This window comes from Lysinibacillus sp. RU7, assembly GCF_057837305.1.
The window spans coordinates 55,364-81,789 of the sequence record NZ_JBYQFK010000019.1 but is presented as its reverse complement, the minus strand read 5'-3'; the positions used below and the strand labels follow the sequence as shown (position 1 = coordinate 81,789).

At 38.3% G+C, this 26,426-nt stretch carries 29 protein-coding genes and 1 rRNA gene; 10 read left to right on the top strand and 20 right to left on the bottom strand.

Annotated features, from left to right (window positions below; translation table 11 throughout):
- From AC3II9_RS14510 to AC3II9_RS14475, 8 genes are all read right to left on the bottom strand, one after another.
- Positions 1–171, bottom strand: a 16S ribosomal RNA gene (locus AC3II9_RS14510); the annotation flags it as partial.
- An 814-nt stretch (positions 172–985) separates the two neighbouring features.
- Entirely contained in the window at positions 986–1,720 is a 735-nt protein-coding gene (locus AC3II9_RS14505) for a hypothetical protein (RefSeq protein ID WP_489156530.1), read from the bottom strand.
- Positions 1,713–2,417 (bottom strand): hypothetical protein, encoded by a 705-nt coding sequence (locus tag AC3II9_RS14500; protein WP_489156529.1) that lies wholly within the window; start codon positions 2,415–2,417, stop codon positions 1,713–1,715. Before AC3II9_RS14500 ends, AC3II9_RS14505 begins: the two co-directional genes overlap by 8 nt.
- A 198-nt stretch (positions 2,418–2,615) precedes the next feature.
- Positions 2,616–3,413: a phosphonoacetaldehyde hydrolase gene (phnX, locus tag AC3II9_RS14495; protein WP_489156528.1), complete on the bottom strand. Its 798-nt coding sequence runs from the start codon at positions 3,411–3,413 to the stop codon at positions 2,616–2,618.
- Positions 3,410–4,504: a 2-aminoethylphosphonate--pyruvate transaminase gene (gene phnW / locus AC3II9_RS14490; protein ID WP_489156526.1), complete on the bottom strand. Its 1,095-nt coding sequence runs from the start codon at positions 4,502–4,504 to the stop codon at positions 3,410–3,412. Before phnW ends, phnX begins: the two co-directional genes overlap by 4 nt.
- Before the next feature lies 1 nt (position 4,505).
- Positions 4,506–5,507, bottom strand: coding sequence for an extracellular solute-binding protein (locus AC3II9_RS14485; protein ID WP_489156525.1), 1,002 nt, complete (start codon positions 5,505–5,507; stop codon positions 4,506–4,508).
- The gene (locus AC3II9_RS14480; protein WP_489156523.1) at positions 5,437–7,128 is read right to left on the bottom strand and encodes an ABC transporter permease subunit; all 1,692 of its coding nucleotides are present in this window, start codon (positions 7,126–7,128) and stop codon (positions 5,437–5,439) included. Before AC3II9_RS14480 ends, AC3II9_RS14485 begins: the two co-directional genes overlap by 71 nt.
- Positions 7,121–7,873, bottom strand: a complete 753-nt coding sequence (locus tag AC3II9_RS14475) for an ABC transporter ATP-binding protein (protein WP_489156522.1) — start codon at positions 7,871–7,873, stop codon at positions 7,121–7,123. Before AC3II9_RS14475 ends, AC3II9_RS14480 begins: the two co-directional genes overlap by 8 nt.
- A 155-nt stretch (positions 7,874–8,028) precedes the next feature.
- On the opposite strand from AC3II9_RS14475, the gene AC3II9_RS14470 reads away from it, so the two are divergent.
- The 4 genes from AC3II9_RS14470 (at position 8,029) to AC3II9_RS14455 (ending at position 11,316) form a co-directional block, all read left to right on the top strand.
- The gene (locus AC3II9_RS14470) at positions 8,029–8,790 is read left to right on the top strand and encodes a DeoR/GlpR family DNA-binding transcription regulator (RefSeq protein ID WP_489156521.1); all 762 of its coding nucleotides are present in this window, start codon (positions 8,029–8,031) and stop codon (positions 8,788–8,790) included.
- 172 nt (positions 8,791–8,962) lie between these two features.
- Positions 8,963–10,120 (top strand): 8-amino-7-oxononanoate synthase, encoded by a 1,158-nt coding sequence (gene bioF / locus AC3II9_RS14465; RefSeq protein ID WP_489156519.1) that lies wholly within the window; start codon positions 8,963–8,965, stop codon positions 10,118–10,120.
- A complete protein-coding gene (locus AC3II9_RS14460; RefSeq protein ID WP_489156517.1) occupies positions 10,113–10,598 on the top strand; it encodes a hypothetical protein in 486 nt (161 codons plus the stop codon). The genes bioF and AC3II9_RS14460 overlap by 8 nt, the downstream gene beginning before the upstream one ends.
- On the top strand, positions 10,591–11,316 hold the full coding sequence (locus AC3II9_RS14455) for a 6-carboxyhexanoate--CoA ligase (protein ID WP_489156516.1): 726 nt from the start codon (positions 10,591–10,593) through the stop codon (positions 11,314–11,316). The genes AC3II9_RS14460 and AC3II9_RS14455 overlap by 8 nt, the downstream gene beginning before the upstream one ends.
- 106 nt (positions 11,317–11,422) lie before the next feature.
- Here AC3II9_RS14455 and AC3II9_RS14450 read toward each other — a convergent pair whose 3' ends face one another.
- From AC3II9_RS14450 to AC3II9_RS14435, 4 genes are all read right to left on the bottom strand, one after another.
- Entirely contained in the window at positions 11,423–12,802 is a 1,380-nt protein-coding gene (locus tag AC3II9_RS14450) for a sensor histidine kinase (protein ID WP_489156514.1), read from the bottom strand.
- On the bottom strand, positions 12,799–13,479 hold the full coding sequence (locus AC3II9_RS14445) for a response regulator transcription factor (protein ID WP_489156512.1): 681 nt from the start codon (positions 13,477–13,479) through the stop codon (positions 12,799–12,801). The genes AC3II9_RS14450 and AC3II9_RS14445 overlap by 4 nt, the downstream gene beginning before the upstream one ends.
- Before the next feature lie 88 nt (positions 13,480–13,567).
- Positions 13,568–14,260 (bottom strand): ABC transporter ATP-binding protein, encoded by a 693-nt coding sequence (locus tag AC3II9_RS14440; RefSeq protein WP_489156510.1) that lies wholly within the window; start codon positions 14,258–14,260, stop codon positions 13,568–13,570.
- 1 nt (position 14,261) lies between these two features.
- Complete coding sequence (locus AC3II9_RS14435) at positions 14,262–15,296, bottom strand: ABC transporter permease (RefSeq protein WP_489156508.1); 1,035 nt, start codon at positions 15,294–15,296, stop codon at positions 14,262–14,264.
- 194 nt (positions 15,297–15,490) lie between these two features.
- Between AC3II9_RS14435 and AC3II9_RS14430 the strand changes: the two genes are divergently transcribed.
- Complete coding sequence (locus tag AC3II9_RS14430) at positions 15,491–16,669, top strand: FtsW/RodA/SpoVE family cell cycle protein (RefSeq protein ID WP_489156536.1); 1,179 nt, start codon at positions 15,491–15,493, stop codon at positions 16,667–16,669.
- Positions 16,670–16,750: 81 nt separating this feature from the next.
- Here the strand turns inward: AC3II9_RS14430 and AC3II9_RS14425 are convergent, their stop codons facing one another.
- On the bottom strand, positions 16,751–17,218 hold the full coding sequence (locus AC3II9_RS14425; RefSeq protein ID WP_489156534.1) for an AraC family transcriptional regulator: 468 nt from the start codon (positions 17,216–17,218) through the stop codon (positions 16,751–16,753).
- 818 nt (positions 17,219–18,036) lie between these two features.
- On the opposite strand from AC3II9_RS14425, the gene AC3II9_RS14420 reads away from it, so the two are divergent.
- The 3 genes from AC3II9_RS14420 to AC3II9_RS14410 all read left to right on the top strand — a co-directional run bounded on the left by AC3II9_RS14420 (position 18,037) and on the right by AC3II9_RS14410 (position 19,608).
- A complete protein-coding gene (locus AC3II9_RS14420; protein ID WP_489156507.1) occupies positions 18,037–18,516 on the top strand; it encodes a DUF2975 domain-containing protein in 480 nt (159 codons plus the stop codon).
- A gap of 10 nt (positions 18,517–18,526) precedes the next feature.
- Entirely contained in the window at positions 18,527–18,748 is a 222-nt protein-coding gene (locus AC3II9_RS14415) for a helix-turn-helix domain-containing protein (protein WP_489156505.1), read from the top strand.
- Positions 18,749–18,837: 89 nt separating this feature from the next.
- Positions 18,838–19,608, top strand: a complete 771-nt coding sequence (locus AC3II9_RS14410; RefSeq protein ID WP_489156503.1) for a DUF817 domain-containing protein — start codon at positions 18,838–18,840, stop codon at positions 19,606–19,608.
- A gap of 339 nt (positions 19,609–19,947) precedes the next feature.
- On the opposite strand, the gene AC3II9_RS14405 is transcribed toward AC3II9_RS14410, so the two are convergent.
- The 7 genes from AC3II9_RS14405 to AC3II9_RS14375 form a co-directional block, all read right to left on the bottom strand.
- A complete protein-coding gene (locus tag AC3II9_RS14405) occupies positions 19,948–20,241 on the bottom strand; it encodes a hypothetical protein (protein WP_489156501.1) in 294 nt (97 codons plus the stop codon).
- Positions 20,242–20,267: 26 nt separating this feature from the next.
- A complete protein-coding gene (locus tag AC3II9_RS14400) occupies positions 20,268–20,462 on the bottom strand; it encodes a hypothetical protein (protein ID WP_489156499.1) in 195 nt (64 codons plus the stop codon).
- A gap of 70 nt (positions 20,463–20,532) precedes the next feature.
- Positions 20,533–21,156 carry a hypothetical protein gene (locus tag AC3II9_RS14395; protein WP_489156497.1) on the bottom strand — a complete coding sequence of 208 codons (624 nt, stop codon included), beginning with the start codon at positions 21,154–21,156 and terminating at the stop codon, positions 20,533–20,535.
- Positions 21,157–21,229: 73 nt separating this feature from the next.
- Positions 21,230–21,496, bottom strand: coding sequence for a CPCC family cysteine-rich protein (locus AC3II9_RS14390; protein ID WP_489156495.1), 267 nt, complete (start codon positions 21,494–21,496; stop codon positions 21,230–21,232).
- A gap of 31 nt (positions 21,497–21,527) precedes the next feature.
- The gene (locus AC3II9_RS14385; protein ID WP_489156493.1) at positions 21,528–22,097 is read right to left on the bottom strand and encodes an SF0329 family protein; all 570 of its coding nucleotides are present in this window, start codon (positions 22,095–22,097) and stop codon (positions 21,528–21,530) included.
- A gap of 133 nt (positions 22,098–22,230) precedes the next feature.
- Positions 22,231–23,859, bottom strand: a complete 1,629-nt coding sequence (locus AC3II9_RS14380; RefSeq protein ID WP_489156491.1) for a hypothetical protein — start codon at positions 23,857–23,859, stop codon at positions 22,231–22,233.
- Entirely contained in the window at positions 23,859–24,644 is a 786-nt protein-coding gene (locus tag AC3II9_RS14375) for an ABC transporter ATP-binding protein (protein ID WP_489156489.1), read from the bottom strand. The genes AC3II9_RS14380 and AC3II9_RS14375 overlap by 1 nt, the downstream gene beginning before the upstream one ends.
- A gap of 185 nt (positions 24,645–24,829) precedes the next feature.
- Between AC3II9_RS14375 and AC3II9_RS14370 the strand changes: the two genes are divergently transcribed.
- On the top strand, positions 24,830–25,366 hold the full coding sequence (locus AC3II9_RS14370; protein WP_489156487.1) for a sigma-70 family RNA polymerase sigma factor: 537 nt from the start codon (positions 24,830–24,832) through the stop codon (positions 25,364–25,366).
- Positions 25,347–26,312 (top strand): DUF4179 domain-containing protein, encoded by a 966-nt coding sequence (locus AC3II9_RS14365; RefSeq protein WP_489156485.1) that lies wholly within the window; start codon positions 25,347–25,349, stop codon positions 26,310–26,312. Before AC3II9_RS14370 ends, AC3II9_RS14365 begins: the two co-directional genes overlap by 20 nt.
- Positions 26,313–26,426 lie beyond the last annotated feature (114 nt).

Genomic DNA, 26,426 nt, shown 5'->3' with positions numbered 1-26,426 from the left:
CCCCGGTTTCCCGGAGTTATCCCAAACTACAGGGCAGGTTGCCCACGTGTTACTCACCCGTCCGCCGCTAACTTTCATCTGATGCAAGCATCAGATGAAAGTCCGCTCGACTTGCATGTATTAGGCACGCCGCCAGCGTTCGTCCTGAGCCAGGATCAAACTCTCCGTAAAAGAATTTGAGTAAGCTCAAATTTGCTGGCATCATGTTTGATGTCCAAAATTGTTCGTCTCTTAAAAGAGACTACTTATTGTTAACGTTTTGCTTGTTCAGTTTTCAAAGTTCATTTCGTTAAGTTGTTTTGTTATCTCTTAACGACTTGTCTTATATTACAGGCTTATTGATAAAAGGTCAATACTTTTTTATAAAAAAATATCCGTTGCGCTACACTTTTTAAAAGCTTCCTATATTATATAGAAAAACTTTTTTACCTACTCATTAAATAACCTGTTTAAAAAACAGCTAATTATTTTTTAATTTGGTGAAAATGTTGGAGATCATACACTAACAACATTCACCGTCGCAAAAATGATTATGTAAATCGTTTAATATTTTTATAAGGTTTCTCTCACCCCAAAGATTTGATTGTACCTTCATCATATTAATAGCAGGCGCTTTGGGCAATGGCTCAGATGAACATCCACTATTTATAGACTTCCCCCGGACAAATTTACTTTTTAAAGTATATAACATCCGGGATCCTGTTTACACAATCCTCATAATCGATTGTTCATTGTTGATCTATTTGTTTAATTAATTGCGGAAGTTACTCTATCGTTTCAATTATAAAGCGCACACCAACTGCTTCAAAACCCCTGCCTGTAAGCTTGGTCTTTTCATATTTTCAAAAATCCCTTGTGCTTACTAATTGTAAAAACATCATTGTTTTTCGAATTCTTGCATTGCACTTCTCCTTATACTCAATGTTTATAATGAGTACTTATGTGAATGCATCATTATTTTAACCACAAGCCTTTCCATACACCATCACGGCTTTTCTAGCTGCTCTTCATCAATATTCATTACATAATCGACATGAAAATCTGCCCCTTCCAACCAATAAGATTGACTACCTGCCCCCTTTTCTAAATAGGCTTCCTGCCCCTGTGCATCTACTGTCTGCATCCCAAAATAATACGATGACGGTGTTCCTAATATAGATGAAAATAAAGAATCTTGCTGAATAGGGGTCATCGCTGAAATAATACTCAGCCAATTTTCTGGGATGGGCTGCACCCCGTATAGATTTTCTGTTAAGTCGATATTCATTTGCAGCTGTATACGCGGTGTGTAGAATTGATTATTGTCTCCAGAAATAGAGTAGTAGCGATCCTGTAAAAAAAGAATATTCATTTGTGTCACCTCTTCTTGTGAGGCAAAATGCCATACAAAATAATAGCTGGTCGGATCATTCGCACGTAACTTCCATATCTTTAATGACTCATTCCATTCATAGCCGACTAGCTTCCAACCCGAAAGCTTAAAAGCCCAGTAACTCATCCCACTTCGACCGTCCTCTGTTGTAAACGGGACAAAACGATAAGACGTTTCTGCTTCTAAAACGTCTAATACCTTTACCGTACTATTAATACCTTGTTCATTGAGTGCCTCAACAATCTCTTCAGTAGTTAAAAAAGGTGTTGGTTCACGGTAATAAACAGTTACAGTGCCTAATCCTATTATGACCATAACGGCTAATACGATTATCCATTTCTTATTCATCCTCATCGCCCTCCTGTAAAATGGAGTGCCCGGAACGGAAATAATATTGTGTTTTTGTTGTAGTTACAAGTATCCCCTTCCCGTCTCGTTCAATATAAATACTGGCTGCTATATCACTGCCCCATTTTGGTTCATGACCGATGACCAAATACGGGAATCGCTCTTCTACTTTTGTCCGGTCATCGTATGCATACGTTGCGTTGTACCATTCATCTACAAAAAATGCGGCTGATTCAAAGCCCGTTAATGCTTGCTGTAGATGATCGATCACATGACGTTGCTGTTTCGCAGAGGGGTGAAGATTTTCAATTTCAATATCACTTCTTGCTCCTATATAAGTCGATACATCCTCTGGCGGATAAATCCAGTGATGACTAGGCATCACAACAACCGACATTGCTAAAAATAAATAATTACTGAAAAACCCTAACCAAGCAAACTTTCGATATTTATCCCAAGACCCTTCACGCTTACGTAACAAAGCAAACAACCCCCATACGCCTAAAGGCAAAATGGCAATTTTTATAGCCGTATCTTGAAACGGAAATGTGAGGCTAAATGAGAATAAGCCTACTAGTATAGCTAAAATCAACTTCCAAATCGTTAGAGATACTTGCTGTTTTTTTACTAGTTTTGAGGCGATAAATATAATTATCCCCCAACATAAAATCGTACTAGTTAACGCTAAAATATTCATACAGCACCTACCTCCATCACAGTTTATATGATTATACAAAAATTGGATACCATTAGATAGATACTAAGGGTTTAAGAGAATAGCACCTTTTTCTTATAGAGATTCATTTTGAAGACAATAAAAAAGATGATGTGATATTTTAATTCACATCATCTCTATAAACACACTTTATTTGACTGTAGCCGTTTCCTATATGCCCTAAGCCATGCTTAATTGTTGCTCGATTTCTTCAATCAATTGCGGAAGTTGCTCCATTGTTTCAATTGTAAAATGTGCGCCAACTGCTTCAAATTTTTGACGTGTTGAGTGGATCACATGCTGTTTTTGTTCTTCATCTAACGCTTCAAACTCTTGCTGCGAAAGCCCCATTTCCGAACTACCAACGATCACACCTACCGCCCAAATGCCTGCATGTAGCGCTTCTCTTATATCCGAAGTTGTGTCGCCCACTTTCACAATTTTTCGCACGTCCTGTAAACCTAGTCTTTTCATATTTTCAAAAATCATATAAGGATAAGGGCGTCCAAAACCACCCACATCATCCGGTGTGACAACGGTATGTGGCTCGTATCCTTTTGCTTTTGCATTTGGCACCACCACATCCATCATGCCGCGCGTATAGCCTGTTGTCGAACCAATCTTTACACCAGACGCCTTTAATGCGTTCACTGTATTCAAAACGTTCGGAATCGGATCTGTATAAGTGGCTAACGACACCATTAATTGCTCTTCAAACTGTTCATACAATGTCGCCACATCGTCTTCATTGGATGCACGTCCATATTGATTTTGCCAAGCTGTTTGGATACGTGGCATTTGTAGCATCGTACGGATATGATCAATTTTTAGCATGCCCATCGGTTCACGCGCTTCCTGCAATGTCACCTCAACACCTGCATTTTTGAAAATATCAAGAAATACATTTACCGGTGCAAAACAGCCAAAGTCTACCGCTGTCCCTGCCCAATCTAAAATAACGCCTTCAATTTTTATCATTTTGTTGTCACCGCCATATAGTTTTCAATTAACGTACAAAGTTTTTCAATATCTTCTCTGTAAATTTCACCAATATTTCCAATACGGAACGTGTCTATGTCTGTTAACTTTCCTGGATATAGGACAAACCCTTGTGCTTTCATCTCTTCATAAAAGTGATGGAACTGGAATTGCGCATTTGGATATAAGAACGCTGTAATGATCGGCGATTGTTTATCGCTTTCAATATAACTGTCAAAACCTACTTTTCCTAATCGCTCACGCAGTAATTGGTTGTTTTCTGCATAGCGTTTAAATCGTGCTTGCACGCCACCTTCTGTTTTTAGTTCTTCAATCGCTTGTAAAAAGGCTGCCACTACATGTGTCGGGGATGTATAGCGCCACTTCCCGTCTACATCCATCACTTTCCATTGGTCATATAAATCTAACGAAAGGCTACGTGCTACACCTTCACACTTTTGTAATGATGCTTTTTTGGCAATGACAAAGCCAAACCCAGGAACACCTTGAATACATTTATTCGCACTACTAATTAAATAATCAATGGATAATTCCCCTACTTGAATTGGTACACCGCCAAAACTACTCATCGCATCCACAATGAATGTTTTCCCGTAACGTGTCGCTAATGCACTTACTTGCTCAATTGGATTTAAAATTCCTGTCGTCGTTTCACAATGAACAATAGCAATATGTGTAATCGATGCATCATTCATTAAATAGTCTTCTACTTTTTGCATATCTGGATATTCATTATAAGGTGTGGCATAAGTCACATGTGATAAACCGATTCTTTGCGCCATTTGTGCAAGTCGTTCACCATACGCACCATTAGTCATAATTAATACTTTATCTGTCGCACGAATCGTCGAAGTTAACACCGATTCAACAACAAAGCTACCACTTCCTTGCATTAAAACAGTTGTGTAGTCTTCTTCCTTTACGCCCGCAATCGTTAGTAATTCGTGGCGGATTGTTTGTGTTAACTGCTTGTATTCGTCATCCCACGTACAGCGATCTTCTAGCATTTGCTGGCGTACCGTCTCCGATGTTGTGAGTGGTCCTGGTGTCAATAATTTATAACGGTTCATGTTAGTTACCTCCTAGAGTTTGTGCGTTTTTAAAGAATGTTTCATGTTCTTTCAATAAATCGACTGTTAATGTGGATTCCCATTGTTTTAAATAAGCAGGCGTATCTTGTGCACTCACCGTCTCTCCCTCATAAAGTGCTACAGGGTATTGTTTGATGAGTTCTGTACGTGCCTCTTTCGCAATAAGCTCTGCCATTTCTTTTGCTTTCTTTTCTTCTTCCTCTACTTCTTGATCGATAACAGCAATCGATTCGACAAGCGCGAAGTTTCCTTCTGTTGGATCAATATATTCGATTGGTAGCCCTTGTTCATTTGCATCTACGGCTTGTGCACGCAGACCAAACCCAACTGCTACTTCGCCTGTTTGTACTTTTTTAATTGGACCAGAACCTGAACTTTCTAGATGCGGCCCCACATTTTTAATTAAATCAGCAAATACTTGCTTCCCTTCTTCTTCCCCGTACTCGCCAATAATCGCTTGTACTAATAACCAGCCTGTTGAAGAGTCTAAAATATTAGGAATCGCAATGAGGTCTTTATATTGCGGATCTGTTAAATCTTTAATGGATGTCGGCATCGCTAGTCCTTTGTCTGCAATCACTTGTGTGTTCACAAAAATCGATCCGACGTTGCCTAATACAGGTAGTTGATAGCTTGAAACTGTATCAAGTGTGCTTGCTTCAGCTGATAAATCTATAAACATATTGTGTTCTGCTTGTGCGCTATCGATATAATAAGAGGCCATTGTTACGATGTCGGCTTCAATGCTTGTACCTTCCGCCAACATTTTTCCTCCTAACTCTGATGTACCAAAGGATTGAATCACATATTGATTCTCATAACCATTGCTATCTAAAACATTTTCCATAATTTCAATTGCTTCATCGTCTGCATTCGAATAAATAATAACTTGATTGTCTGTTGTTGATTGATTATCGCCACATGCGGCCAATAATAGAGCTAAGCTTCCAGATGCGAATAGGCCTAGTACTTTGCTGTTCATTTGTTAGTAAACTCCTTTTTTTCATCGAATTTAAAATATTACAAAATGTCATCACGACAATATTCGTAAATAAAATTAAGAGTGAAAGAATAAAAATTTCATTGAATTTCGAAAAATGCTGTAGTTCTTTAATTTTCGTTGACATTAAAATCGTGTTCGTACTAACTAAGAAAATGACCCCACTGACTGTGACCATAGCGTTAATAAAGTAATACGAAAATACATTGATAATGGTCTTCCGAATATTCGGGACAATGACACGGACAACCGTTTTAAGCCAAGAATCTTTTAATAAGGCACCTGTGACTTCCCAAGTAGGATCCATTTTCTCGAGCGCATTTTTCATCATCAAATACGGTGTTGTAAAGAAATGAACGATATTACATACAATTAGGATGAGAAATGTCCCTTTCAATGAACTATCATTGAATAAAAGTAAATAAGACAAACCTAAAACCATGCCTGGCACCGTATTCGTGATAATCGAAATCCAATTGAGCGATCGTCTGCTCTTGACGTTTGTTCTGACACTAATGACTCCTGCGACGAATGCAATCAGAACCCCTATCGCTGCACTACCCATTGCCACAATGACGGAATTTTTATACACCGCTGTAACATCTTTCATCGCCAGTGCTTTTTCTAAATGTTCAAGCGTAAAGCTCATATTGTATGGATATACAGATACAAACGGTACGATGAACATGGTAGAAAAGATAATGACAATCGCAATGGCAACGAGCGAACTACTGAAGCCAAAACAGATGTTTTTGATTTTATTTGAAATCGGTGCTTGATTGGATGCTGATTGATACGACACATTGTATTTATCAATCCGCGTCAGCATAATGCCGCCAATAATAGCCGGGAATAACATCAGCACTGCAATGACAGCCCCTTGTGAAAAGTTTGGAATGGAACCGAGCATCGTTTGATAAAGTGTCGTCGCAATGACCTCATACGTTCCCCCTACCGAAGCGGGAATGCCGTAATCTGTGAAACTCAAGATGAATGATAGAATAAAAGCCCCACCAATCGTGCCAATTAATGGTCGCAACACCGTGTGGTAAAACCGACGCATCGGCTGGTCATTCATTAAAATGGAGACAAGCATAAATCGTTGATCGACATACTCCATCCCATTTGCAATGAGTAAAAAGGCAGCTGGCAATGTATACAACACATACCCAATAACTAATCCATTAAACCCGTAAATGGAAAACAAAGGTTCACCTAATAACCGTGTGATGACGCCTTGATTGCCAAAAACATAGATGAGGACAAATCCATACGTAATCGTAGGCAATAACATCGGTAGCGTAATGATAAAACGCAGACCTTTTTTAAACGTCGCGTGAATCGTTGTAAAATATAATGTGTAAGCCACAATAAACGCGAGTGTAGTTGTAACCACTGCACTTACAAGCGACACAGTTACGCTATTCCCAATCGAAGTAATAACGGACGATTGGAACACTTCTTTATAATGCTGTAGTGTAAATACACCATTTTCACTGAACGACAGCCACAACATATAGGCGAGCGGCACGATGAGAAATACCGCAAAAATTACAAGTAACGGCACATAAAATAAACGCATGGTCTGTGTTGTTTTAAGCATATTGTTCACCAAATAAGCGATAAATGTTTTGGCGCTTTATGTGCAGTTGCTTCAAAATAAAATTTTCCACAAATGCATTCGCCGGTTGATTCATGATTTCGGCAGGCTTCCCAAATTGTGCGACATGACCGTCATTAATAATAAGCACCTTGTCCGATAAAGTAAGTGCTTCCTCTGGATCATGCGTGACAATAATGGTTGTTAACCCAAAATCGCGTGCGATCGATTGAATACGCTCTTTAATCGATTCTTTAATGACGCCATCTAGTGCACTTAATGGCTCGTCTAGCAATAGAATTTTAGGCTTCATGACAAGTGTCCGCGCGATGGAAACACGCTGCTTTTGTCCACCCGATAATTGGCTAATGCGTTTATTTAAATGCGGCTCCAACTCTAAGAAATCGATATATTCTTGAATGTCTTGTTTTGACACTTGCTTTTGTTGATTTTTCAGTCCATAGATGATATTTTCATACGCAGTTAAATGCGGAAATAATGCAAAATCTTGAAAGACGATATTAAATCCACGGTTTTTCATTGGCACATGGCTAATGTCTTCATTGTTATACATAATTTGACCACCTGTTTGCTCCGTTAACCCAAGAATGATGTTTAGTAATGTTGTTTTCCCACACCCACTCGGACCAAGTAGTGATAAAATTTCGCCATTTGCAACTTCAAAATTTATATTTCCTAATACCGTTTTTTCCCCATAACTTTTACTTATATTTTTTAACTGTAACAAAATTTTCACCTCACATTTGTTACTGTTAGTATAGAAAAGCTTTGTAAATCTCGTATGTATGTATTGTAAATGATTATTAATTGTTGATGACTTCATGACAAAGTTTTGGTCAACTCTTGTATAATATGGTTATATTTCTAGAAAGGTTGATGACCATGTATCCAATCGAAAGACAACAAAAAATGATTGAATTGCTTGAAGACAAGGGGATGATGAAGCTTTCTGCCTTGAGTAAAGTATTACAAGTATCCATGGAGACGGTTCGACGAGATGTGCAAACATTGGTGGAGCAAGGTGAGGTTACAAAGTTTTACGGAGGCATTAAATTAGTAAAGCATGATAAGGCAGAATCACTCTTAGCAACAAGGCTAAGAGAAAATCTTTCTGAAAAAGAGAGAATTGCACAGCGTTGTGCTAGTTTTATTGAGGAAGGCGATTCTATTTTTTTAGATAGTGGGACAACTACATTTCATATTGCTAAATATATTAAACATTACAAACAGCTAACCGTTATTACCAACTCTCTACCCATTGTGCTTGAGTTAATAAACAGTGAACTGAACGTCATTATTATTGGCGGGAAATTGCGTCAATCCGAAAACTCCATTACAGCCTATGAGTTCTTGTTTAATTTTGAACGGTTAAATATTTCGAAAGCATTCATTTGCACAAGTGGCATTTCAGTAGAAAAAGGGCTGTCTGACTTTAATGTAGAAGAAGTCCAAACGAGAAGACAAATTATTCATCTTGCAAAAAAAGTGTTTGTAGCCGCCGACCATTCTAAATTCGAAAAAGATGTCACCGTACAAATATGTGATGTAAAGGAAATTGACTATATCGTAACAGACCATACACTGGATGTAGCTTACGCCAAAAAATATGAAAAACAAGGCGTACAAATTATTACAACTGTCTAATGGCTATTAAAGCGCAGTCCCCCAGTAAACGGGGTGATTGCGCTTTTCTTTATGTTCCATAATCCAACATTTAAAGTAATCCTCCTTGCTTTCATAGAAACAGTATATTTTACAAAAAATTTGTGTTAACCTTTATTTTAAGTTAGTTAACACAAATGAGAGGTGAATGTTTATGGAGTATAGGGAACGTTTAGCTACACTCGAAGCTAATCACTTATTACGCAATCTACTACCAGTCGATGCAACTGTAGAGCGGCCGTATATTAAAATGCACAATGAGACGCTATTATCATTTAACGCGAATGATTATCTTGGGTTTTCGACGCATCCTGCGATGATTGAAGCAGCTACTAAAGCAACGCAGCTTTGGGGTACAGGATCAACCGGCTCCCGTTTCACATCCGGTAATTTTTTATTACATACCGCACTTGAAAAACAAATTGCGACCTTTAAACAAACGGAAGCCGCCTTACTTTTTAACAGTGGCTATGACGCCAATTTAGCCGTTCCAACAACGATTGTACAAAAAGACGATGTCATTTTATCGGATGCACTTAATCATGCCAGCATTATTGATGGGATTCGTTTGAGCAAGCGTAACTATCTCGTCTATCGTCATCGTGATATTGAACATTTGCGTACATTACTAGCCAGTTTACCTACTACCCAGCGTAAGTTTATTTTCACAGATAGTGTTTTTTCGATGGATGGCACACTTGCACCGCTCGAAGCGATTGTAGGACTCAAAAAACAATTCAACAATGTCATTATCGTCGTCGATGATGCACATGCAACAGGCATACTCGGAGAAGACGGACGTGGGGCAGCGAATCATTTTGCCCTTGAACAGGATATCGACATTACGATTGGTACGTTATCAAAAGCATGCGGGGCTTCTGGGGGCTTCATTTCAACCAATCAAGTATTTGCAGACTATATCCGTAACTTTGCACGCTCGCTCATTTATACAACGGCTCTACCGCCAAGTGTTATAGCCTCCGCTTCCACAGCTCTTACACTAATGCAGGAGGAGCCTTGGCATCAACAACTTGTAATGGATTTAACAAAACAACTTGCAGACGGTCTACATTCTAAAAAAATACAGTTTGTTGGTGGCGAAGTACCGATTTTCGGGGTTTCATGTGGAACAAGTGAAAGAGCTTTAGCACTGCAAACTCATTTGCATAAAGCAGGCATTTTCGCCTCCGCTATTCGCCCTCCTACTGTACCTGAAGGAGAAGCACGAGTGCGTATTACATTGAGCGCTAAACATACTAGCGATCATATTTCATTGTTACTACAAGCGCTAGGAGGTTTTTATCATGAATAGTAATGCACGTCTTATTACAGAAATTGCTCTACTTGCAACTATTATTTCGATAACAGGTATGATTAAAATTCCACTCGGGTTTCCAGGAACAGAATTTCAATTTTCTGCGCCTGTTGCTGTCGTCATCATGTCCGTTTTCGGCTTTAAAAAATACTTTACGGCAGGCGTGATTTCCAGCACTATTTTATTTTTACTTGGCATGCATAATATTATTAATGTGGCAGTTGCTCTGATTTTCCGTTTAGTCGTTGGCGCAATTATTGCTGGCTTTGGGCGCAATATTATTGCCATTTCAATTTCGGGGCCGATTGCTGTACTTACCTCTCGTTTTATTTTAAGTAAAGTACTGGGCGTACCCTATATAACGCTTATCCTAGGGAGTCTCCCAGGCATCGTTATTACACTCCTGATTAGCTATCCGATGTATAAAGTAGTACTGAAGACGTTAGAGGGCAGAAAGGTTGTTGCAGTTGAATAATTGGTACAGTGTACGTATGCGTGCCTCGCTACACGATAAGCATATCTCTGGTGGAGAAACACTCGTGCCTGCTACACACATTCATGAAGTCGTACATTATTTACAGCAAAAAGCTTTTTCACATAGCCGTGGTGTGCCAACGAATTGCCATATTACAATCGAAGCCATTACCGAACCACTTATACCGATTGCCATGCTAAAAGTAAATGAAGCACACTGCCATACACCGCTGCATGCGCTAACGGATTTCATTACATCACATGGAATTAGTGAAGTGGCGTTACAGCAAGCGATTCAATTACTCCATGCTAACACTAATTTACGCGGGGCAGCACTGCTACACGCTACTACTGGCGAACGGCTCGATGTACTAGCAGAACGCGGTGTACGCGTGACGCGCATAGCCTATGATGCCCCATTCCTTGAGAAATGGCGCAATCAGTTTCCACAATATGCTAACGCACGTATTGAGGAAGCACTACTCCTTGCATCAGCTGTTGCAAGTTGTGATGGGATTATTGGGGAGCTTTGTATTTCTGACGATCCTACCTATACAACGGGCTATTTCGGTAGTGCCACTTCAGGCTATACACGCATTCACCATATGAAAAAACAAGGGGAAGAATGTGGTGGGCGAGTCTTTTTTGTAAAAGAGGATACGGATGTTGAGGAGGCTATTACCTATCTACAGCAAAAACCTCTGCTTGTTTGCCGATAAGATATAAAGTGTCCTCCTACTACTCACTACAATAAAAAATACGCATCAGCCGCTAAAAAGCGACGATGCGTATTCTCATAATGCTTACTGGGAACGTAATCCCTCTCTAATGAACAGGTAATTCCACACGAATGGTCGTACCTTCATTTTCTTTACTGTCTACGTGTATTTTCCCTTCATGTAACTTAACGATTGTTGACACAATGGAAAGACCTAATCCGGTGCCTTCGATAGTTCGTGTACGCGCAGTATCCGCTCGGTAAAAGCGCTCGAATATCCTATCTATTTCTGTCGTACTTAAACCAATCCCTGTATCTTCAAAGGTTACGATGATGGACTCTGCATGTTGCTCAACCGTTATATCAATCGTACCATCCGGTTGATTGTACTTAATCGCGTTTGTTAATAAATTATCCCAAACCGTATTCAATAAGGAGGGATCTCCGTTAATATCGAGGTCAGGTAAGTTGTAACTCAGCATAATGCCCTTTTCCCCTATCACCCATTGATAATTTTGCACTAATTCTTTTAGTTGCTTCCCTACATTAAAGCGCTTCTTTTTCATAATCTCTTCATTGCGATCAAATGAGGCAAGTAATAATAACTGTTTCGTTAACGTAGATAACCTTTTAATTTCACTAGTGATAATGGCAATGTATTGCTTTCTTTCTGTATGACTGAGCGATTCATTTTCCAATAAAGTTGTATAACCCTTTATATTGGATAACGGTGATTGAATATCATGGGAAATGTTCGAGATAAATTCCTTTCGCGTATCTTCTACCCGCTCTAATTTTTTCGCCATTTGTAAAAAGCTGCGTGAAAGCTCCCCTAGTTCATCTTGCCGACTATCATCCAGTTGAATATCGAAATGACCATTCGCAAGAGATGTTGTAGCAGTTGTTAACTTGGAAATTGGTTTCACTAAAAACTTTGTACTAATAATGACGAAAATAATACTTAATAAAATCGTTAGTCCAAGTAACGCTGCAAAAAGCAAATGCATTTCATTAAACAGGAGCTTTAAATTCGGTCTTAAAAATAAAGCATACTCCTGTCCGTTATGGGTTAATGGCACACCAATCGTATTATTTAATTCATTTGCAAAAAAACCGGTGACAAATGTTTCACGTGGAAAATAAAGAATGCCATGATAAACATTTCCATTCAGTACGTATTCTTGTGCTGAGCTCGCCAACTGTTCATTTCTAAATGGCGCGCCGAAAAATGATGCTTCTCCCGTCTGATCAACTAAATACATTTGATAGCCGATCGAAGCGATGTTTTCTAAATACTCCTGTAAATCAAGCGTCGGATGTTCGTCCGTATATGTGGCGATCGATTCTGCAATGACCGTTGTTTTATGGTCATTGTAAGGTTTTAATTTTTGCTGATAATATATGTTCGATAAAAAAAAGGCGAGCATGCCACTAAAAAGCATAATCCCAATCGTCATGAGCACAAACTTCGTATAGAGGGACTTCATGCTTGTTTTGCCTCCAATGCATAGCCAACCCCGCGCACCGTCTTAATTTGGAAATCGTCCGTCCATTTAGAAAAACGCTCTCTTAATCGTTTGATATGCACGTCTACCGTACGTTCATCGCCTTCATAATCGAGTCCCCAAATGTGTTCAATCAGTTGATCCCTCGAAAACACTTGTGAAGGGTTGGCCATTAACCAAAACAACAGTTCAAACTCCTTTAAAGGGAGCAATATTGTTCGCTCTCCGATTTTCACTTCATAGCTTTTTTTATTGATCTTTGTTTCACCTATACGAATAATCGACTCATCTGCCTGTTGGTCATATCTTCGTAGTAAGGCTTTAATACGAAAGCTCAGTTCTTTCGGTTCAAAAGGCTTCACTAAGTAATCATCGGTACCCGCCAAAAACCCTTGCTCCTTATCTTCAATTTGATTTTTAGCGGTCAGCAAAATGATTGGGATATGAAAGAGCTTACGAATTTCCTTTGTTAATGTAAAACCGTCCATAAAAGGCATCATCACATCGACTACTGCTAAATCACAATGCTCTTTATGAAGGACTTTTAAAGCCTCTACTCCATCCTTTGCCTCTAATACGTTATAGCCTTGTTCCGATAGGTAAATCCGAACTAGCTGTAACACATGGATATCATCATCTACAATTAAAATTGTTGTCATCACCATTTCTCCTATACTTTCACTTTCACGATATATGAAAAATAGCCCAGCCTAAGCGGAGCTATTTTAAACAGTATACTATCAAATATTAACCTAAAGCTTCATTTTGTATAATGAGACCGTCGCTCATTTTGATGATTCGGTCTGCAAAAGGTAACATTTCTTCATCATGTGTGACCATTAATGTCGTAATATTTAGTGTTTTTGTTAATTCTCGAATTAACTCCATCACATCTTTGGATCTTTTCGAATCTAAACTCGCCGTTGGTTCATCTGCAAAAAGCACTTTTGGCTTATGAATAATGGCACGAGCAATCGCTACTCGCTGCTTTTCCCCACCAGATAATGAAGATGGATAAGCCTGTTTTCGATGTTCCATACCAACTAATTTTAAAATGGCATCGATTTCTTTCTTTTGTTCCTGTTTCGTTTGTTTGGACTCAGAAACATCGAGCATCAGCTGAAGCTGCTCTTCAACCGTCAAGAATGGTACAAGATGGGCAAATTGAAACACAAAGCCGAATTGACTTGCTCGTATTTGTCGCACTTGCTCTTGATTCATCCCATTTAAATTAGTTCCTTCGAATAGGATTTTCCCATCCGTTGCAGGCTGTAATCCCGCAGCAATTGTTAGCAGTGTACTTTTTCCAGAACCTGAAGCCCCTACTAATGCTGTAATTTCCCCTTGGTGTAATGTCAGGTTCACACCTTTTAAGATGTTTTCCTCCACTTCACCATTACTAAACGTTTTTTTTACTTCATCCATTGTAAAGAATGCCATATTACACCTCTCCTTGCTGAATCGCTTGTAGTGGTTGGATTTTTTTAATCTGCCATCCTGAGATAGTTGCACCGACAAACCCGATCATTAAAAAGACGAGTGATAACAGGAGCGTTGTTTCCAGCGGTAAACTAAAAGGCATTCCTTTCGGCGCAATGACATGGAATCCTTGACTAAGCCCTACAGAAATAGTAAGGGCAATCGCCGTAATACAAAGCATCTGTGTCCACATCATTTTAAATAATGTACTTGTTTTAACACCAATCGCTTTCAAAATGCCATATAAGCCCAGCTTCTGTACATTCATCATATAGAAGAAGATGGCAAACAGCATTCCACTAATCACGACTAGGAACCAAACGATCATATTCAATGAAAGCTGTTCTGCATTGTAACTTGGAATCGTATTCAGGAACTCCTTATTTGAAAATAGTTGCAAGCCACTGACTTCCTGTACTTGCTCATTGCCTGGTACAAAAATTAATTGCATCTCTTCGACTCTGTACATTTCTTTGTAGTTTTCTATATTAATAAAAGCAACCGGTGCATGACTAAATTTCTTTTCATCTACAAAGCCTTTCACGACCAATTCACCATTCAATTGGGTATTCGTTAAAATATCCCCAACCTGTATGCCCGCCTCTTCAAGTGAGCGATCCAGAATCACTTCACCAGGTTGAACATCCTCAAACAAATCAGATGGTGTGGCAGTAAAAAACGCTACACTTTGCTGCTTATTATGTTGATCATTTAAAAAGCCCATTTGAATTGATAGCGCGGTTGCATCTGGATGATCCTTTAACACTTCCTCCTGCACATTACGATCGATTTTCGATAAATTATAAGATTTGTCTGCCTCTGCACTCATATAAAACTGCCCATTCGGTAAATCCTTTATTAATGCTGCATTGTCTTGCGATAAACCATTCGCCAAACCCGATATCATAAATGTTAATAAGCTAATTAAAAAAACAATCGAACCAAAAATCAAAAACTTGCTTTTATTTTTCTTCATTTCTTTCAAAGCAAGATTCATCTCTATTCCTCCCATCACATTCTTTCTACACTTAGAATAACTAGCGTATATGAACAGAAGATGAACAAAGCTTTACATTTTAAAGCTCAATCTCTATTCTCCCTTACTTTTATTTCATCATTCAGTAGAACTTTATTATGTATAATGCGTTTACATTGGTGAATGGTAATTTTGTTAAAAAATGGGGTGTAGAGATGAATAGTGAAAAGCTCAAACAATTTGATTGGAAACTGGCCTTTATATTAATGGCCTTTTTATGCGTTAGTATACTGGCCATTTCATCTGCTCAGACGTCAAGCTATGTCAACAGTAATTTTGCACTGAAGCAAATTGTTTATTACGGGATTGGCGCTTGTATTATTGGGTTTATTATGTTTTTTGATATAGCGCAATATAAGAAAATCGTATGGTATTTATATGGTGTTGGGGTACTTTTACTCGTAGTGTTAATTTTCATGCCCGAAGGAACAGGACAAATCGGGGAAATCGTGAACGGCGCCAAAAGCTGGTATCATACGCCAATTGGCAATATACAGCCGTCTGAATTCATGAAGACCTTTTATATACTTGCCTGTGCGAAACTCATTAGCGCACACAATGAAAAAGAGATCGTCAAAACTTTAAAGACCGATTTTGCGTTACTTGCCAAAATACTCGCAACTCTTATCGTGCCATTAGCCCTTGTTTTCGATCAACCAGACCTTGGTTCTTCACTTGTATTTTTAGCCATTACGTTAGCACTCATTATCGTCGCAGGGATTTCCTGGTCTATTATTGTACCAACATTAGCTGTCGGTGGTGGCATTGCGGTGTTACTACTATGGATGGCCGTGTATATGCCCCACTTCTTACAAGACAAGCTGGGCTTTCGAGGCTATCATTCTGAGCGAATTTATTCTTGGCTAGATCCGCACTCTTATGCAGCCAATGAAGGATTCCAACTCATTTCTTCTTTAAATGCAATCGGCTCAGGAGAAATTATAGGGAAGGGCTATCAAGACCGCGAAGTGTATGTCGTCGAAAATCATACCGATTTTATATTTACAGTCATTGGAGAAGAGTGGGGATTTGTAGGTGCGAGTTTAGTAATTTGCTTATACTTTTTACTCATTTATCATTTAATACAAACTGCTTATATGGTAAAAGATCCGTTTAGTACATATATTTGTGCAGGTATCATCGCTATGATTACATTCCATGTGCTTGAAAACATCGGCATGACCATTCAATTGCTACCGATTACCGGCATTCCGCTACCGTTTATTAGCTATGGTGGTAGCTCGCTCATGGGCAATGCACTCGCCTTAGGGCTCGTCTTTAGCATGAGGTTTCATCATAAGCAGTATATGTTTACGACAGATGAGGAACATTGACGCATATTTGGAGATAAAAGGCGAGGCCCTACAAACCGTTGTAGAGGCTCGCTCTATACATAGTACTGAAGATACGCTAGTTTAAACGCTTTTTATAGGCACAAACAAATCCACCTTTAACTTCCCTTCTGGGGCCTCCAATAGGTTGTTTCTACTAAACTCAAGATTATAATCTCCGTCATACTTACTTTCTGGCAACCATTGTTCAAACATATATTTATAAGCTAAATTTAATTTTTCAGGCGTATCATAAAATGGATACAAGGCATACAGCCCGCCACCTAACCTTTTGAATTGCATATCGATATGCTTCTCTTTATCAAAATCTTTCGGAATAGTCACGCAGGCATCATGGCGACAATGATTACTTTCAACTACATCAGGATTGTCTAACGATATGCCGATAAATGCGTGTTGAGGTGGAAAGAGTGCATACTCATTGGCCCAGTGTATTAACTTTTGCCAATGATCTTGCGGTTCAAAATAACTGCCCGTTCTTCGGATAAACGCTACTACCTGTTCCGGTAATTCCTTTACGACAACATTCATTTCATCATCTTCTAAAATAGAAATGGTTCTCTTATTAGTACATTTTGCTATCAATTAATCAAATCCCTGCTTAGCCTTGATGCATAATTATTTTAAATAACTCGTAATGAACAAAATTTCATCCTAAAAACACCAATTAGATAGTAAGAGGTATTAAAAGAAAGTAGTATCATAGCCTCCGCGCTTTGCCACAGCCTACACAGGAGCTAAAACAGGCGCGGCCTGTTTGGATCTCCTGTTCCGGCTCCTATGGCTATGGCGCGCTACGGCAAAAGTCAATGCTTCTCAATGTGCTAGAAAAATAGTTCTCTTATCTAAAAGAAATCATTTTGTCTCTATTTGCAATTATAATTACCCAGTCTCTACCGTCATGCATGAGAATCTTTCTTTATTTTTCGCCAAGTGTGTTGATTAACAAAATACTCCTTTTATAGAAGCATGTTTTTTAGCAAAACATGATCAAAAATGACTTGCCAGTTGATTGAAGCGGAATCGGCGAGACTCCTACGGGAATCGCATGAGCTGAAGACCCCGCAGGAGCGAGGTACGAGCGACGAGGAGGCTGAAGCCATGCCCGTGGAAAGCGAGCCGACTGGAGCGGAAATCAACGGTTAACACAATGGTAATATATGTTTCAGGATTTGCTCATTCTAAGTAAATAAATGTTTTTATATCATTATATTTTTTGTAATCCATAACTTTTTACCTTATTTTAATATTTAACAATAAAAATATCATTAAAATAAATAAAAATTTATTGTAAAACGATAAATTATTTGTTAAATTCAAATTGACATTAACTAAGTGAGGTGTTTTTTATGAAACGAGAAACATTCTTTTTAAAGATCGCTGTGTTTCTTATGGGCATTCCTATTCTGGCGTTGTGTATATTTGTGGTACCTAAGATAGGGGACTTTGCAGCAGAATTGTATCCACATATTGCTTATATCAAATATCTCGTTTTAATCGATTTGTATGCAACGGCGATTCCTTTTTACTTTGCTCTGTATCAAACATTTAAGCTTTTAAGCTATATTGACAAAAATAAAGCTTTCTCAGAAATATCTGTAAAAGCTTTAAAGAGTATAAAATATTGTGCAATTACCATTAGTATGTTGTATGTGGTGGGCATGCCACTTTTCTATCTCATGGCGGAGATGGATGATGCCCCAGGTATTATTGTCATCGGGATGGCCTTTATTTTTGCATCAATGGTTATCGCCATCTTTGCTGCCGTTCTTCAAAAGCTTTTACAAGATGCCATCGATATAAAATCAGAAAATGATTTAACAATCTGAGGTGAAAACAATGGCAATTATAATTAATATTGATGTGATGCTAGCTAAAAGGAAAATGAGCGTAACAGAACTTTCGGAGAGGGTTGGAATAACAATGGCTAACCTTTCTATATTGAAAAATGGCAAGGCAAAAGCAATTAGGCTTTCAACTTTAGAGGCAATTTGTAAAGCTTTGGATTGTCAACCTGGAGATATTTTAGAATACCGAATTACTGAAAACACGCAAGATTAATAAAGTAAAAACAATTAATACTTAAAGGAAAAGAATAATTTATTTTTCTATTATTCCAATGAATCAACTTCGCCAAGGAGGCGCAAATCATGAGATCACTAAAACAACTCGTTCGTTTTGGGTGGGAGCAGGCTTTATCATGTTTGTTTCCAGTCGTTATTTTTGCCTCCTTGGCTATTACACAAATCATCACCCTTCCCTTCCTACCGCGGTATGATTGGTTACTCATCATCTGCCTCTTGATGCAATGGTGGATGGTGCGTTCTGGGCTTGAAACACAGGATGAACTAAAGGTTATCACATTGTTCCACCTTATCGGACTTGCTCTTGAAATTTTTAAAGTACATATGGGCTCTTGGTCTTATCCTGAGGAAGGTTATTTCAAAATTTCAGGAGTACCTTTGTATAGTGGATTCATGTACGCAAGTGTAGCGAGTTATCTTTGCCAAGCATGGAGGAGGTTAAAGGTGGAACTCGTTAAGTGGCCACCTTTTTGGGTAGTGATACCTCTTGCAGCTGCAATTTATTTGAATTTTTTCACTCATCATTATTGGATTGATGTTCGTTGGTGGTTATCTGGCCTTGTCATTATCGTCTTTTGGCAATCGTGGGTCACATATGAAGTTGATGGAACTCGTTATCGTATGCCACTCGCATTTTCTTTTGTGCTCATTGGATTTTTCATATGGATAGCCGAAAATATCGCAACATTCTTTGGCGCTTGGGAATATCCAAACCAAACCGATGCATGGAGTTTGGTTCATCTAGGAAAGGTGAGTTCCTGGCTTTTATTAGTCATTGTGAGCTTTCTTATAGTAGCGACATTAAAGCAAGCTAAAGGAAAAATTCCACTAGGATAGATGCTATAGATTGAATCCAACTTTCAAAAAAGTATTTGCGCTAGCCGCATGAGCCCCCGCAAGAAGAGCTCATTCTTCACGCTCATGCGGTGTTATAGACGCAAAAACAAACGTTACTATATTATGTAAATAATAAATCCGATTTTTATAGTAAAATCCTTCGTAGAATATGAATCTCACCTTTATAATATCTATAGGTAACAGCCAGTAATTTCACCCAGATTAATTCCGTTAGCGGATCGTAAACCCGCCACTTTCAACGGACCATTCAAAATGATATCTATCACTGCTTTTGCTAATTTCCCTGGTGCTTACTTCATATTTTGCTTCAACCAACGTTCACTTCGGGATTAGCATCCAATGTGAATCTTGTAACGTTATTTGCTTTTCTTCTTTTGTTATAGTCATGGAATAACGAATGTACGTTTCGGTTTCCTCATCTACTATAATTTCCGCGCTTTCAATCATCGCTTTTAGTTCTAAAATTTTAATTGTATGTTCTTTATTCCCTTTATACTTATTTAATAGTTGCTCTACATTTTGAAGTATTATCGCTCGATCATGTGCTGTCGCTTTGCGTATAATTTTTCTTTCCTGTAATAATAGCTCTTCAATTTCTTTTCTACTTAGCATCTTTATCCCCCTTTCTATGCACTACTCTAACGCTTCAAACTCCGCTTTATATCGAAGAAAACGATTGTACCGCATATGCATACACCTAACCCCATTAAACCTGTCAAAAACCAATTATCTCCCCAATTCACAATGAAACTATATAAACAACCTAATGCAACCAGTATCGCTGCATATTTTGCCCGCCACTGCTCTAGCTTTGACTGCTTGCTATTGCTCATAATGACCACTCCATATCTACTTATTTGTCCTGCATTACCGCGCATTAGGATGGCCACATCTTCCTAAATCTCATTCTATTTCTCGCTTCATTCGTTCGAACATATGTATATTTGAATAATATTGAATACCTTTAGATTCATTAATCGACTGCTCCATATTACGCTCAAATGTCACACGATCTCCTCGAGCAAAGGCTAATTGTGCATTTAAACCCGACTGCATCCAAGGCGTTTGTACTGTATAAATGTTCATTTCTGTCTCATCATTTTCCAATGCCGCAACTAGCGCAAGTGTGTATTGTCCGATTTCCGTTTGTGCAACAGGGGCGATTAGACGACGTGCTGCATCAAAATCCTTTAAGAACACTGCGCGATTCGCACCATATATCGCCTGTAATTTTTGATTGTTGTATTTTTCTAACACACGATCGAGTGCTGCAGTAATTTGTGCATCTGAACCCTCGCGCAATTGATACAAATAGTTAAACATCGGATTATTTCGTTGCTGATCAATATACTTCGTAATGCCCTTTAAATTTTGTGATCGATAAAGTATATACAGCATCCACGGTATTTCAAGTGACGCTATTAAAGCAAACACTACAAGTGCCGCCCATATTGGCCAGCCTAACGCCGAAAAGCCAATCCCTAATATAAGTGCAAGCGGAATCATCCACAGCAATTTTTTTAACACGCTGATCCCTCCGATATTATTCTTTTGATATGCCTAGCCTACTATAAAAGAAGGAGAGGACTTTAAAAACTCCTTACATGACCATCTTCCAATCAGGGGCCTTCACATCAAGATTATTCACTTTTCTGACAGAAGGAATACTCGCTTCGTCACAAGCACCAAATTGTATGTAATTTTGTTGAGCTTGCTTTAATGATGGCACATTTGCCCCTCCTTCAACATCAGGATGATGAAATTGCACATTATCATCTTCCCAATAACATATTTCACAAATTTCAAATGTACCAGGTGGCTTTTCCGTCAATGTTTTATAACCACAGCAAGGACAAGTATACTTCATCACAATTCCTCTCTTTCATTTTCAGTCCATTTCAAACCTTTGTCCAACTCAAAAACACATTCTCTATTCCTTCAACAGCACATCGTATGTTATAAAATTTCATTACTAAAGGATGTGTGTCCTCCGTAAAATGCAATTTCTTTAATGTTCGTTTTCCTAGCCTTTTATCAAACATCGAAAATGCACGGATGATGATATTTTCTGATTTTAATGCTTCTTCGATAGACAAATGACTATAATTCATCAATGGGGCATACAGATGATAGCTTTCAAAAATGCTTTGCCTCATCAGGATTTCTTCTGCATGGTCTGAGGCCCCTACTAAAGCTTCTCGTTCCTTAGATTGGAACATGACTTCCCAATTTTGGTTATACGGAATCCCACTTAAATTGGCTTCTGCTTTCATCTGTTCATATAAGTGCCCATGCTTTACGGCAAATGTAAGATCCGAGGCACTCAGGATTTCTTTTTTATCAAATGTAATCCATACTCTACCCGGGCTATCCTGGATACGATAAACCGTTGCATGTAGCTGGATACGTTTTTTTAACTTCTCACATAAAAAGCCTTCCAGTATGGCTTTCGTTTTACTCCACTTCACAGTCATCACCCTTTGTTTACGTCTTCAGTTTTAGAAAAAATAGCGCTAAAATGGTGTGAAACTCAAAATCACACCATTCTATAGTTCATTAAAACCTATACTTCTTAACACCCAAAAATCATTGCCTCCTATGTCACTTCCCTCGTTTCAATAAGAACTTCCAAGCACCGACATTTATAACGATCAGTACGACTAAGTAAATGACCGCGCCATAGCTAAACTTTGATGCCATGAAGTAATGAATCCCTGCTAAAATGGCTATCGGAATAAGCAGCAAGAATGTTTTCCACCCTTGGGCATCGCCAATTTCATTGTAAGGCTTGGCAAAAGGAATGTTGCTCCCAAGTCCGATATAACAAATGACCGTGTACAAACAGCTAGCTACTAAAACAACCAATAAATCTGAAAGGATCCTTGTTCCATAAATAAAGCAAAAGACTATGCTTAACACGACATATATTGGTATATACAACTTCATCAAAAACGCTTTTAAGCTACCTTTTTTTAACTCCGTATAGTTCTCAATTGGGAACGCTTTATAGATCCAAGCAGCTTTATATGTGGCCGAATGACCAAGCATAAGCACAGCAGTCGGAATAATGAACATACTAAAATAAATCGTTAAATAACTCGTGCTGACCGCATAATCCACATTTTCTGCTCTCATCACATTAAACATAAAAACGAACGGAATAACGAAAGAAAATCCTAAAGATGGATAGACTTTCAGCTTAAATTCACGCTCTTGTTTCAGCATAAGAGAAGAAAAACGATAAAAAGCTCTTTCCTCATTTGTTTGGCAAATAACTCTTAATAACGACTCCTTTAGGCGATTGTGCTTTGCCTTTTTCGACTTGCTTGTATTTAATAATTTTTGCAGATTGCGTTCAAAGGTCGGAATTAGCTTAATATATAGCCCAATCGATACGATGGGCATAACGATTGAGAAAATGCTGAATACGATTGTAAATACAGACCGATCTCCATTTAGCAGTAACTCATACGGTGCAGCAAACCACATCGGAATAAGAAAAACACTCCACCAATGAAACTCCATAACGATATCTAAATTAACAAGTTCAAAGGACCTGACGAGGAATTGATAGCCGATCATCAGTACTAATGACAAGGCAATTTGTACATAATTAATAATATCCTTTAGCCTTTCCCCATCAAAAAATCGTAAAATCACCATATATAAGATGGCCGTAAGAACGACGATAAAAATATTGATTAACACAAGTTCAAACACCGTTAAGATAAAGAACAGAATGCCTTGTTGAAACAAGCTGACGATAAGAGGAATCCCCGTTACAGCAATCGTTAAATACGTTAAATAGATGAGGATATGCATGGATTTCGCTGCGTTCACCGTTTTTGCGGCGATAGGCTTAGTGGACAGAATACTTCTATCTCGTACGTCCAATAGGACAGAAGAGAAATCCGCAATCATGGATGTCATAATCATAAAAATAATGATGGCATACGTAATACTCATCTGAAAAAGAAAATTGTCGTCAAAAGCCATAAACGGAATCAGAACAAGACCGATCAAAGCATAAATCCATAAAGATTTAATATAACCGTACTTTCTCTCTTCGTTTTTTTTCGTTGCCGTTTGGCTAAATAAAGTAGGCACCCTGCGCTCGTCCATTGTCAGCTTAATGTGGAGGATTTGCCTCATGACCTCATAATCGATCCCCATTTTACTAAAAAGAAATCGCATGTTATCCAGCAGTTTTAATGTTTTAAAATCTCTCATCATGACACCTCTTGTACAACGGAAACAAATTGTTCACCAATTTCCTTATAGTTGTCGAAGCCCGTCAACTGATTAAAGATGCCCTCCAATGTTCCTGTAGCATTATCTGCCTGTAGCTCAGCAAATGTGCCGTCCGCAGCGACTTTTCCGTCATTCAATAAAATAATGCGGCTACTAATTTTTTCAACAACATCCATGAGGTGAGACGAATAAAAGATCGTCTTGCCTTGCGCAGCCAATTGAGACAAAATTTCTTTGAAAATCATGACACTATTTGCATCTAATCCATTAATCGGTTCATCTAAAAACAAAATATCTGGATTATGCATAAGACTAGATATAATTAACAGCTTTTGCCGCATCCCTTTCGAATAAGAAGAAATCCGTGAATGATACGCTTCACCAACACCAAATAACGTCATTAACGTTTCGGATTTAGTCGTAGCCACTTCTAAATCTAGCCCATACAGTTGGCCGATAAAGGTTAAATATTCATAACCCGTTAAATTATCATACACATCCGCTATTTCTGGTACATAGCCAATTCTTCGTTTGTATTCAATCTGACCTTGCTGGATATTCTCTCCGAACAGCTTAATTTCGCCTCCATAATCACCTTCCATCCCTAAAATGATTTTGATTGTTGTACTTTTTCCTGCACCGTTCGGACCAATGTAGCCAATAATTTCGCCTCTTGAAACATGCAAGTCAATCCCTTTTAATATTTCTTTATTGTCATAGCTCTTTGTCAAATTCGTAATCGTCAAAATTTCTTGTTCCTGCATTATGTAGCCCCCCTTCTGTCTTTCTTCATATACGAGCGAACAACCAAATAGTTCCAAAACAAATCTACAAATAATGTTCGGGATAACTATATTTAGAAGAATCCCTGCCTTTTTTGATATACTTACATAATCTTGAAACTTTTTAAAGGTTCTATTGCCTCTAATAGGTGAAAGGAGGTTGCAATATGACCGATTCAACTCAACTTGTTTATGCAGCCATTGCTGGAGATGAACAGGCATTTGAACAAATCATCATGCATGAAAGTGAAAAACTCTATAAAATGGCTTACCTACATATGCAAAACAAAGAAGATGCATTAGACGTAGTGCAAGAAGCAACATTTCAAGCATTTTTGTCCATCAAACAATTAAAGGAGCCCTCTTTTTTTAGTACGTGGCTTGTAAAAATACTGATTCATACTGCCTACAAAATGCTAGAAAAACAAAAACGGACTGTACAATTACCAGATGAAACGATTCAATTCATTTTAGAATCTAATCAGTCAGAGGAAGCAGCTATTGATTTGTCCGCAGCTTTGAGTAATTTAAATGCAGATTATCGCAACTGTATCACATTATATTATTTTTACGATTTACCGATTAAAACCATTTCGAATGTGCTTGGCAAACCACCTTCTACAATCAAAACACACTTACGGCGAGCAAAAATACAATTGAAAAGTGTATTAGAGGAGGAATACTATGCGAAACGATTTATTTGAAGAGATTGAAGTGCCAAAAGCGGAAGTACAGCACGCCATTCAACAGGGGATTTCGAAAGGTAAAAAAATACAAAAGCTTCGTAAAAACAAAACAATTAGCAAACGTATTTCGATTTTCAGTTCTGTAGCTGCCGCTGCATTGCTAGCATCCGGCCTAGTCATTGCACCCATCGGCAATGTATTAGCAGAGGTCCCCTTTATCGGAGATTACTATCAAAAGTTTCAGTTATCGATTGGCGAGGAACTGGCTTCAGAGCAGTTATTAACAGAGGTTAATGAGTCTGTGACAAACAATGGTGTAACGATGGCTATTACTTCCGCTTTCTACGATGGCTATTTTTTAGGGATTACATTTAAAGCTACCGGTGCAAATTTATCCGATGAGATTAGTGGCGGCAAAGGACCGGAGTCTGGGTATACCTATGACTTGTTTACACAAAACGATGACACGGATGGATTCGGAGGAACAAATGCCCGATTAGTCAAAGAGGGTGATGCCTACATTGGGGCAATTATTTTTCATAATGATCGAGAATTGAACAATCTTACGACTTTACCTATTACGTTTACCTATATAGCAGGAGTGTTTGGAGAATGGACCTTTAATGTTCCGATTGAAACATTACCTTCAAAAACACAATCCTTGCAACAAATATCCTCATCCGAAGACCAAGATTATATCGTTCAATTTACAGATGCAGTTATTAATAAGACAAGTCTAATTGTCCATTTTGATATTCAAAAACAAGCGGGACTTGAAGGAGAGCGCTTCCTATTTAGAGGGAAAATTAAAACCAAGAATGGCTACGCCTCTTTAAGAAGGGAAGATGACAATTCAATTATTCTCGAAAAAGGCATAGATACAGAAACCATTATCCTTGAACCTTACTTTAAAATCGGGAAGAAAGAAATCGACTTAACACCGATTGAAATTCAATTGAAATAAGATGCTTTTGCAAGTACTAAATAGACAAAACTATATTTACGTTAAGCCCCTACCCCTTTTTATACTATTGAAATAAAATAACCCATTCTTATCCTAAGTTCCCCCTAATCAATT

Coding starts and splice junctions, on each gene's coding strand:
- AC3II9_RS14505 (WP_489156530.1), bottom strand. CDS start 1,720: ATGAATAAGAAATGGATAATCGTATTAGCCGTTATGGTCATAATAGGA.
- AC3II9_RS14500 (WP_489156529.1), bottom strand. CDS start 2,417: ATGAATATTTTAGCGTTAACTAGTACGATTTTATGTTGGGGGATAATT.
- phnX (WP_489156528.1), bottom strand. CDS start 3,413: ATGATAAAAATTGAAGGCGTTATTTTAGATTGGGCAGGGACAGCGGTA.
- phnW (WP_489156526.1), bottom strand. CDS start 4,504: ATGAACCGTTATAAATTATTGACACCAGGACCACTCACAACATCGGAG.
- AC3II9_RS14485 (WP_489156525.1), bottom strand. CDS start 5,507: ATGAACAGCAAAGTACTAGGCCTATTCGCATCTGGAAGCTTAGCTCTA.
- AC3II9_RS14480 (WP_489156523.1), bottom strand. CDS start 7,128: ATGCTTAAAACAACACAGACCATGCGTTTATTTTATGTGCCGTTACTT.
- AC3II9_RS14470 (WP_489156521.1), top strand. CDS start 8,029: ATGTATCCAATCGAAAGACAACAAAAAATGATTGAATTGCTTGAAGAC.
- bioF (WP_489156519.1), top strand. CDS start 8,963: ATGGAGTATAGGGAACGTTTAGCTACACTCGAAGCTAATCACTTATTA.
- AC3II9_RS14460 (WP_489156517.1), top strand. CDS start 10,113: ATGAATAGTAATGCACGTCTTATTACAGAAATTGCTCTACTTGCAACT.
- AC3II9_RS14450 (WP_489156514.1), bottom strand. CDS start 12,802: ATGAAGTCCCTCTATACGAAGTTTGTGCTCATGACGATTGGGATTATG.
- AC3II9_RS14445 (WP_489156512.1), bottom strand. CDS start 13,479: ATGACAACAATTTTAATTGTAGATGATGATATCCATGTGTTACAGCTA.
- AC3II9_RS14440 (WP_489156510.1), bottom strand. CDS start 14,260: ATGGCATTCTTTACAATGGATGAAGTAAAAAAAACGTTTAGTAATGGT.
- AC3II9_RS14435 (WP_489156508.1), bottom strand. CDS start 15,296: ATGAATCTTGCTTTGAAAGAAATGAAGAAAAATAAAAGCAAGTTTTTG.
- AC3II9_RS14430 (WP_489156536.1), top strand. CDS start 15,491: ATGAATAGTGAAAAGCTCAAACAATTTGATTGGAAACTGGCCTTTATA.
- AC3II9_RS14425 (WP_489156534.1), bottom strand. CDS start 17,218: ATGAATGTTGTCGTAAAGGAATTACCGGAACAGGTAGTAGCGTTTATC.
- AC3II9_RS14420 (WP_489156507.1), top strand. CDS start 18,037: ATGAAACGAGAAACATTCTTTTTAAAGATCGCTGTGTTTCTTATGGGC.
- AC3II9_RS14415 (WP_489156505.1), top strand. CDS start 18,527: ATGGCAATTATAATTAATATTGATGTGATGCTAGCTAAAAGGAAAATG.
- AC3II9_RS14410 (WP_489156503.1), top strand. CDS start 18,838: ATGAGATCACTAAAACAACTCGTTCGTTTTGGGTGGGAGCAGGCTTTA.
- AC3II9_RS14405 (WP_489156501.1), bottom strand. CDS start 20,241: ATGCTAAGTAGAAAAGAAATTGAAGAGCTATTATTACAGGAAAGAAAA.
- AC3II9_RS14400 (WP_489156499.1), bottom strand. CDS start 20,462: ATGAGCAATAGCAAGCAGTCAAAGCTAGAGCAGTGGCGGGCAAAATAT.
- AC3II9_RS14390 (WP_489156495.1), bottom strand. CDS start 21,496: ATGAAGTATACTTGTCCTTGCTGTGGTTATAAAACATTGACGGAAAAG.
- AC3II9_RS14380 (WP_489156491.1), bottom strand. CDS start 23,859: ATGAGAGATTTTAAAACATTAAAACTGCTGGATAACATGCGATTTCTT.
- AC3II9_RS14375 (WP_489156489.1), bottom strand. CDS start 24,644: ATGCAGGAACAAGAAATTTTGACGATTACGAATTTGACAAAGAGCTAT.
- AC3II9_RS14370 (WP_489156487.1), top strand. CDS start 24,830: ATGACCGATTCAACTCAACTTGTTTATGCAGCCATTGCTGGAGATGAA.
- AC3II9_RS14365 (WP_489156485.1), top strand. CDS start 25,347: ATGCGAAACGATTTATTTGAAGAGATTGAAGTGCCAAAAGCGGAAGTA.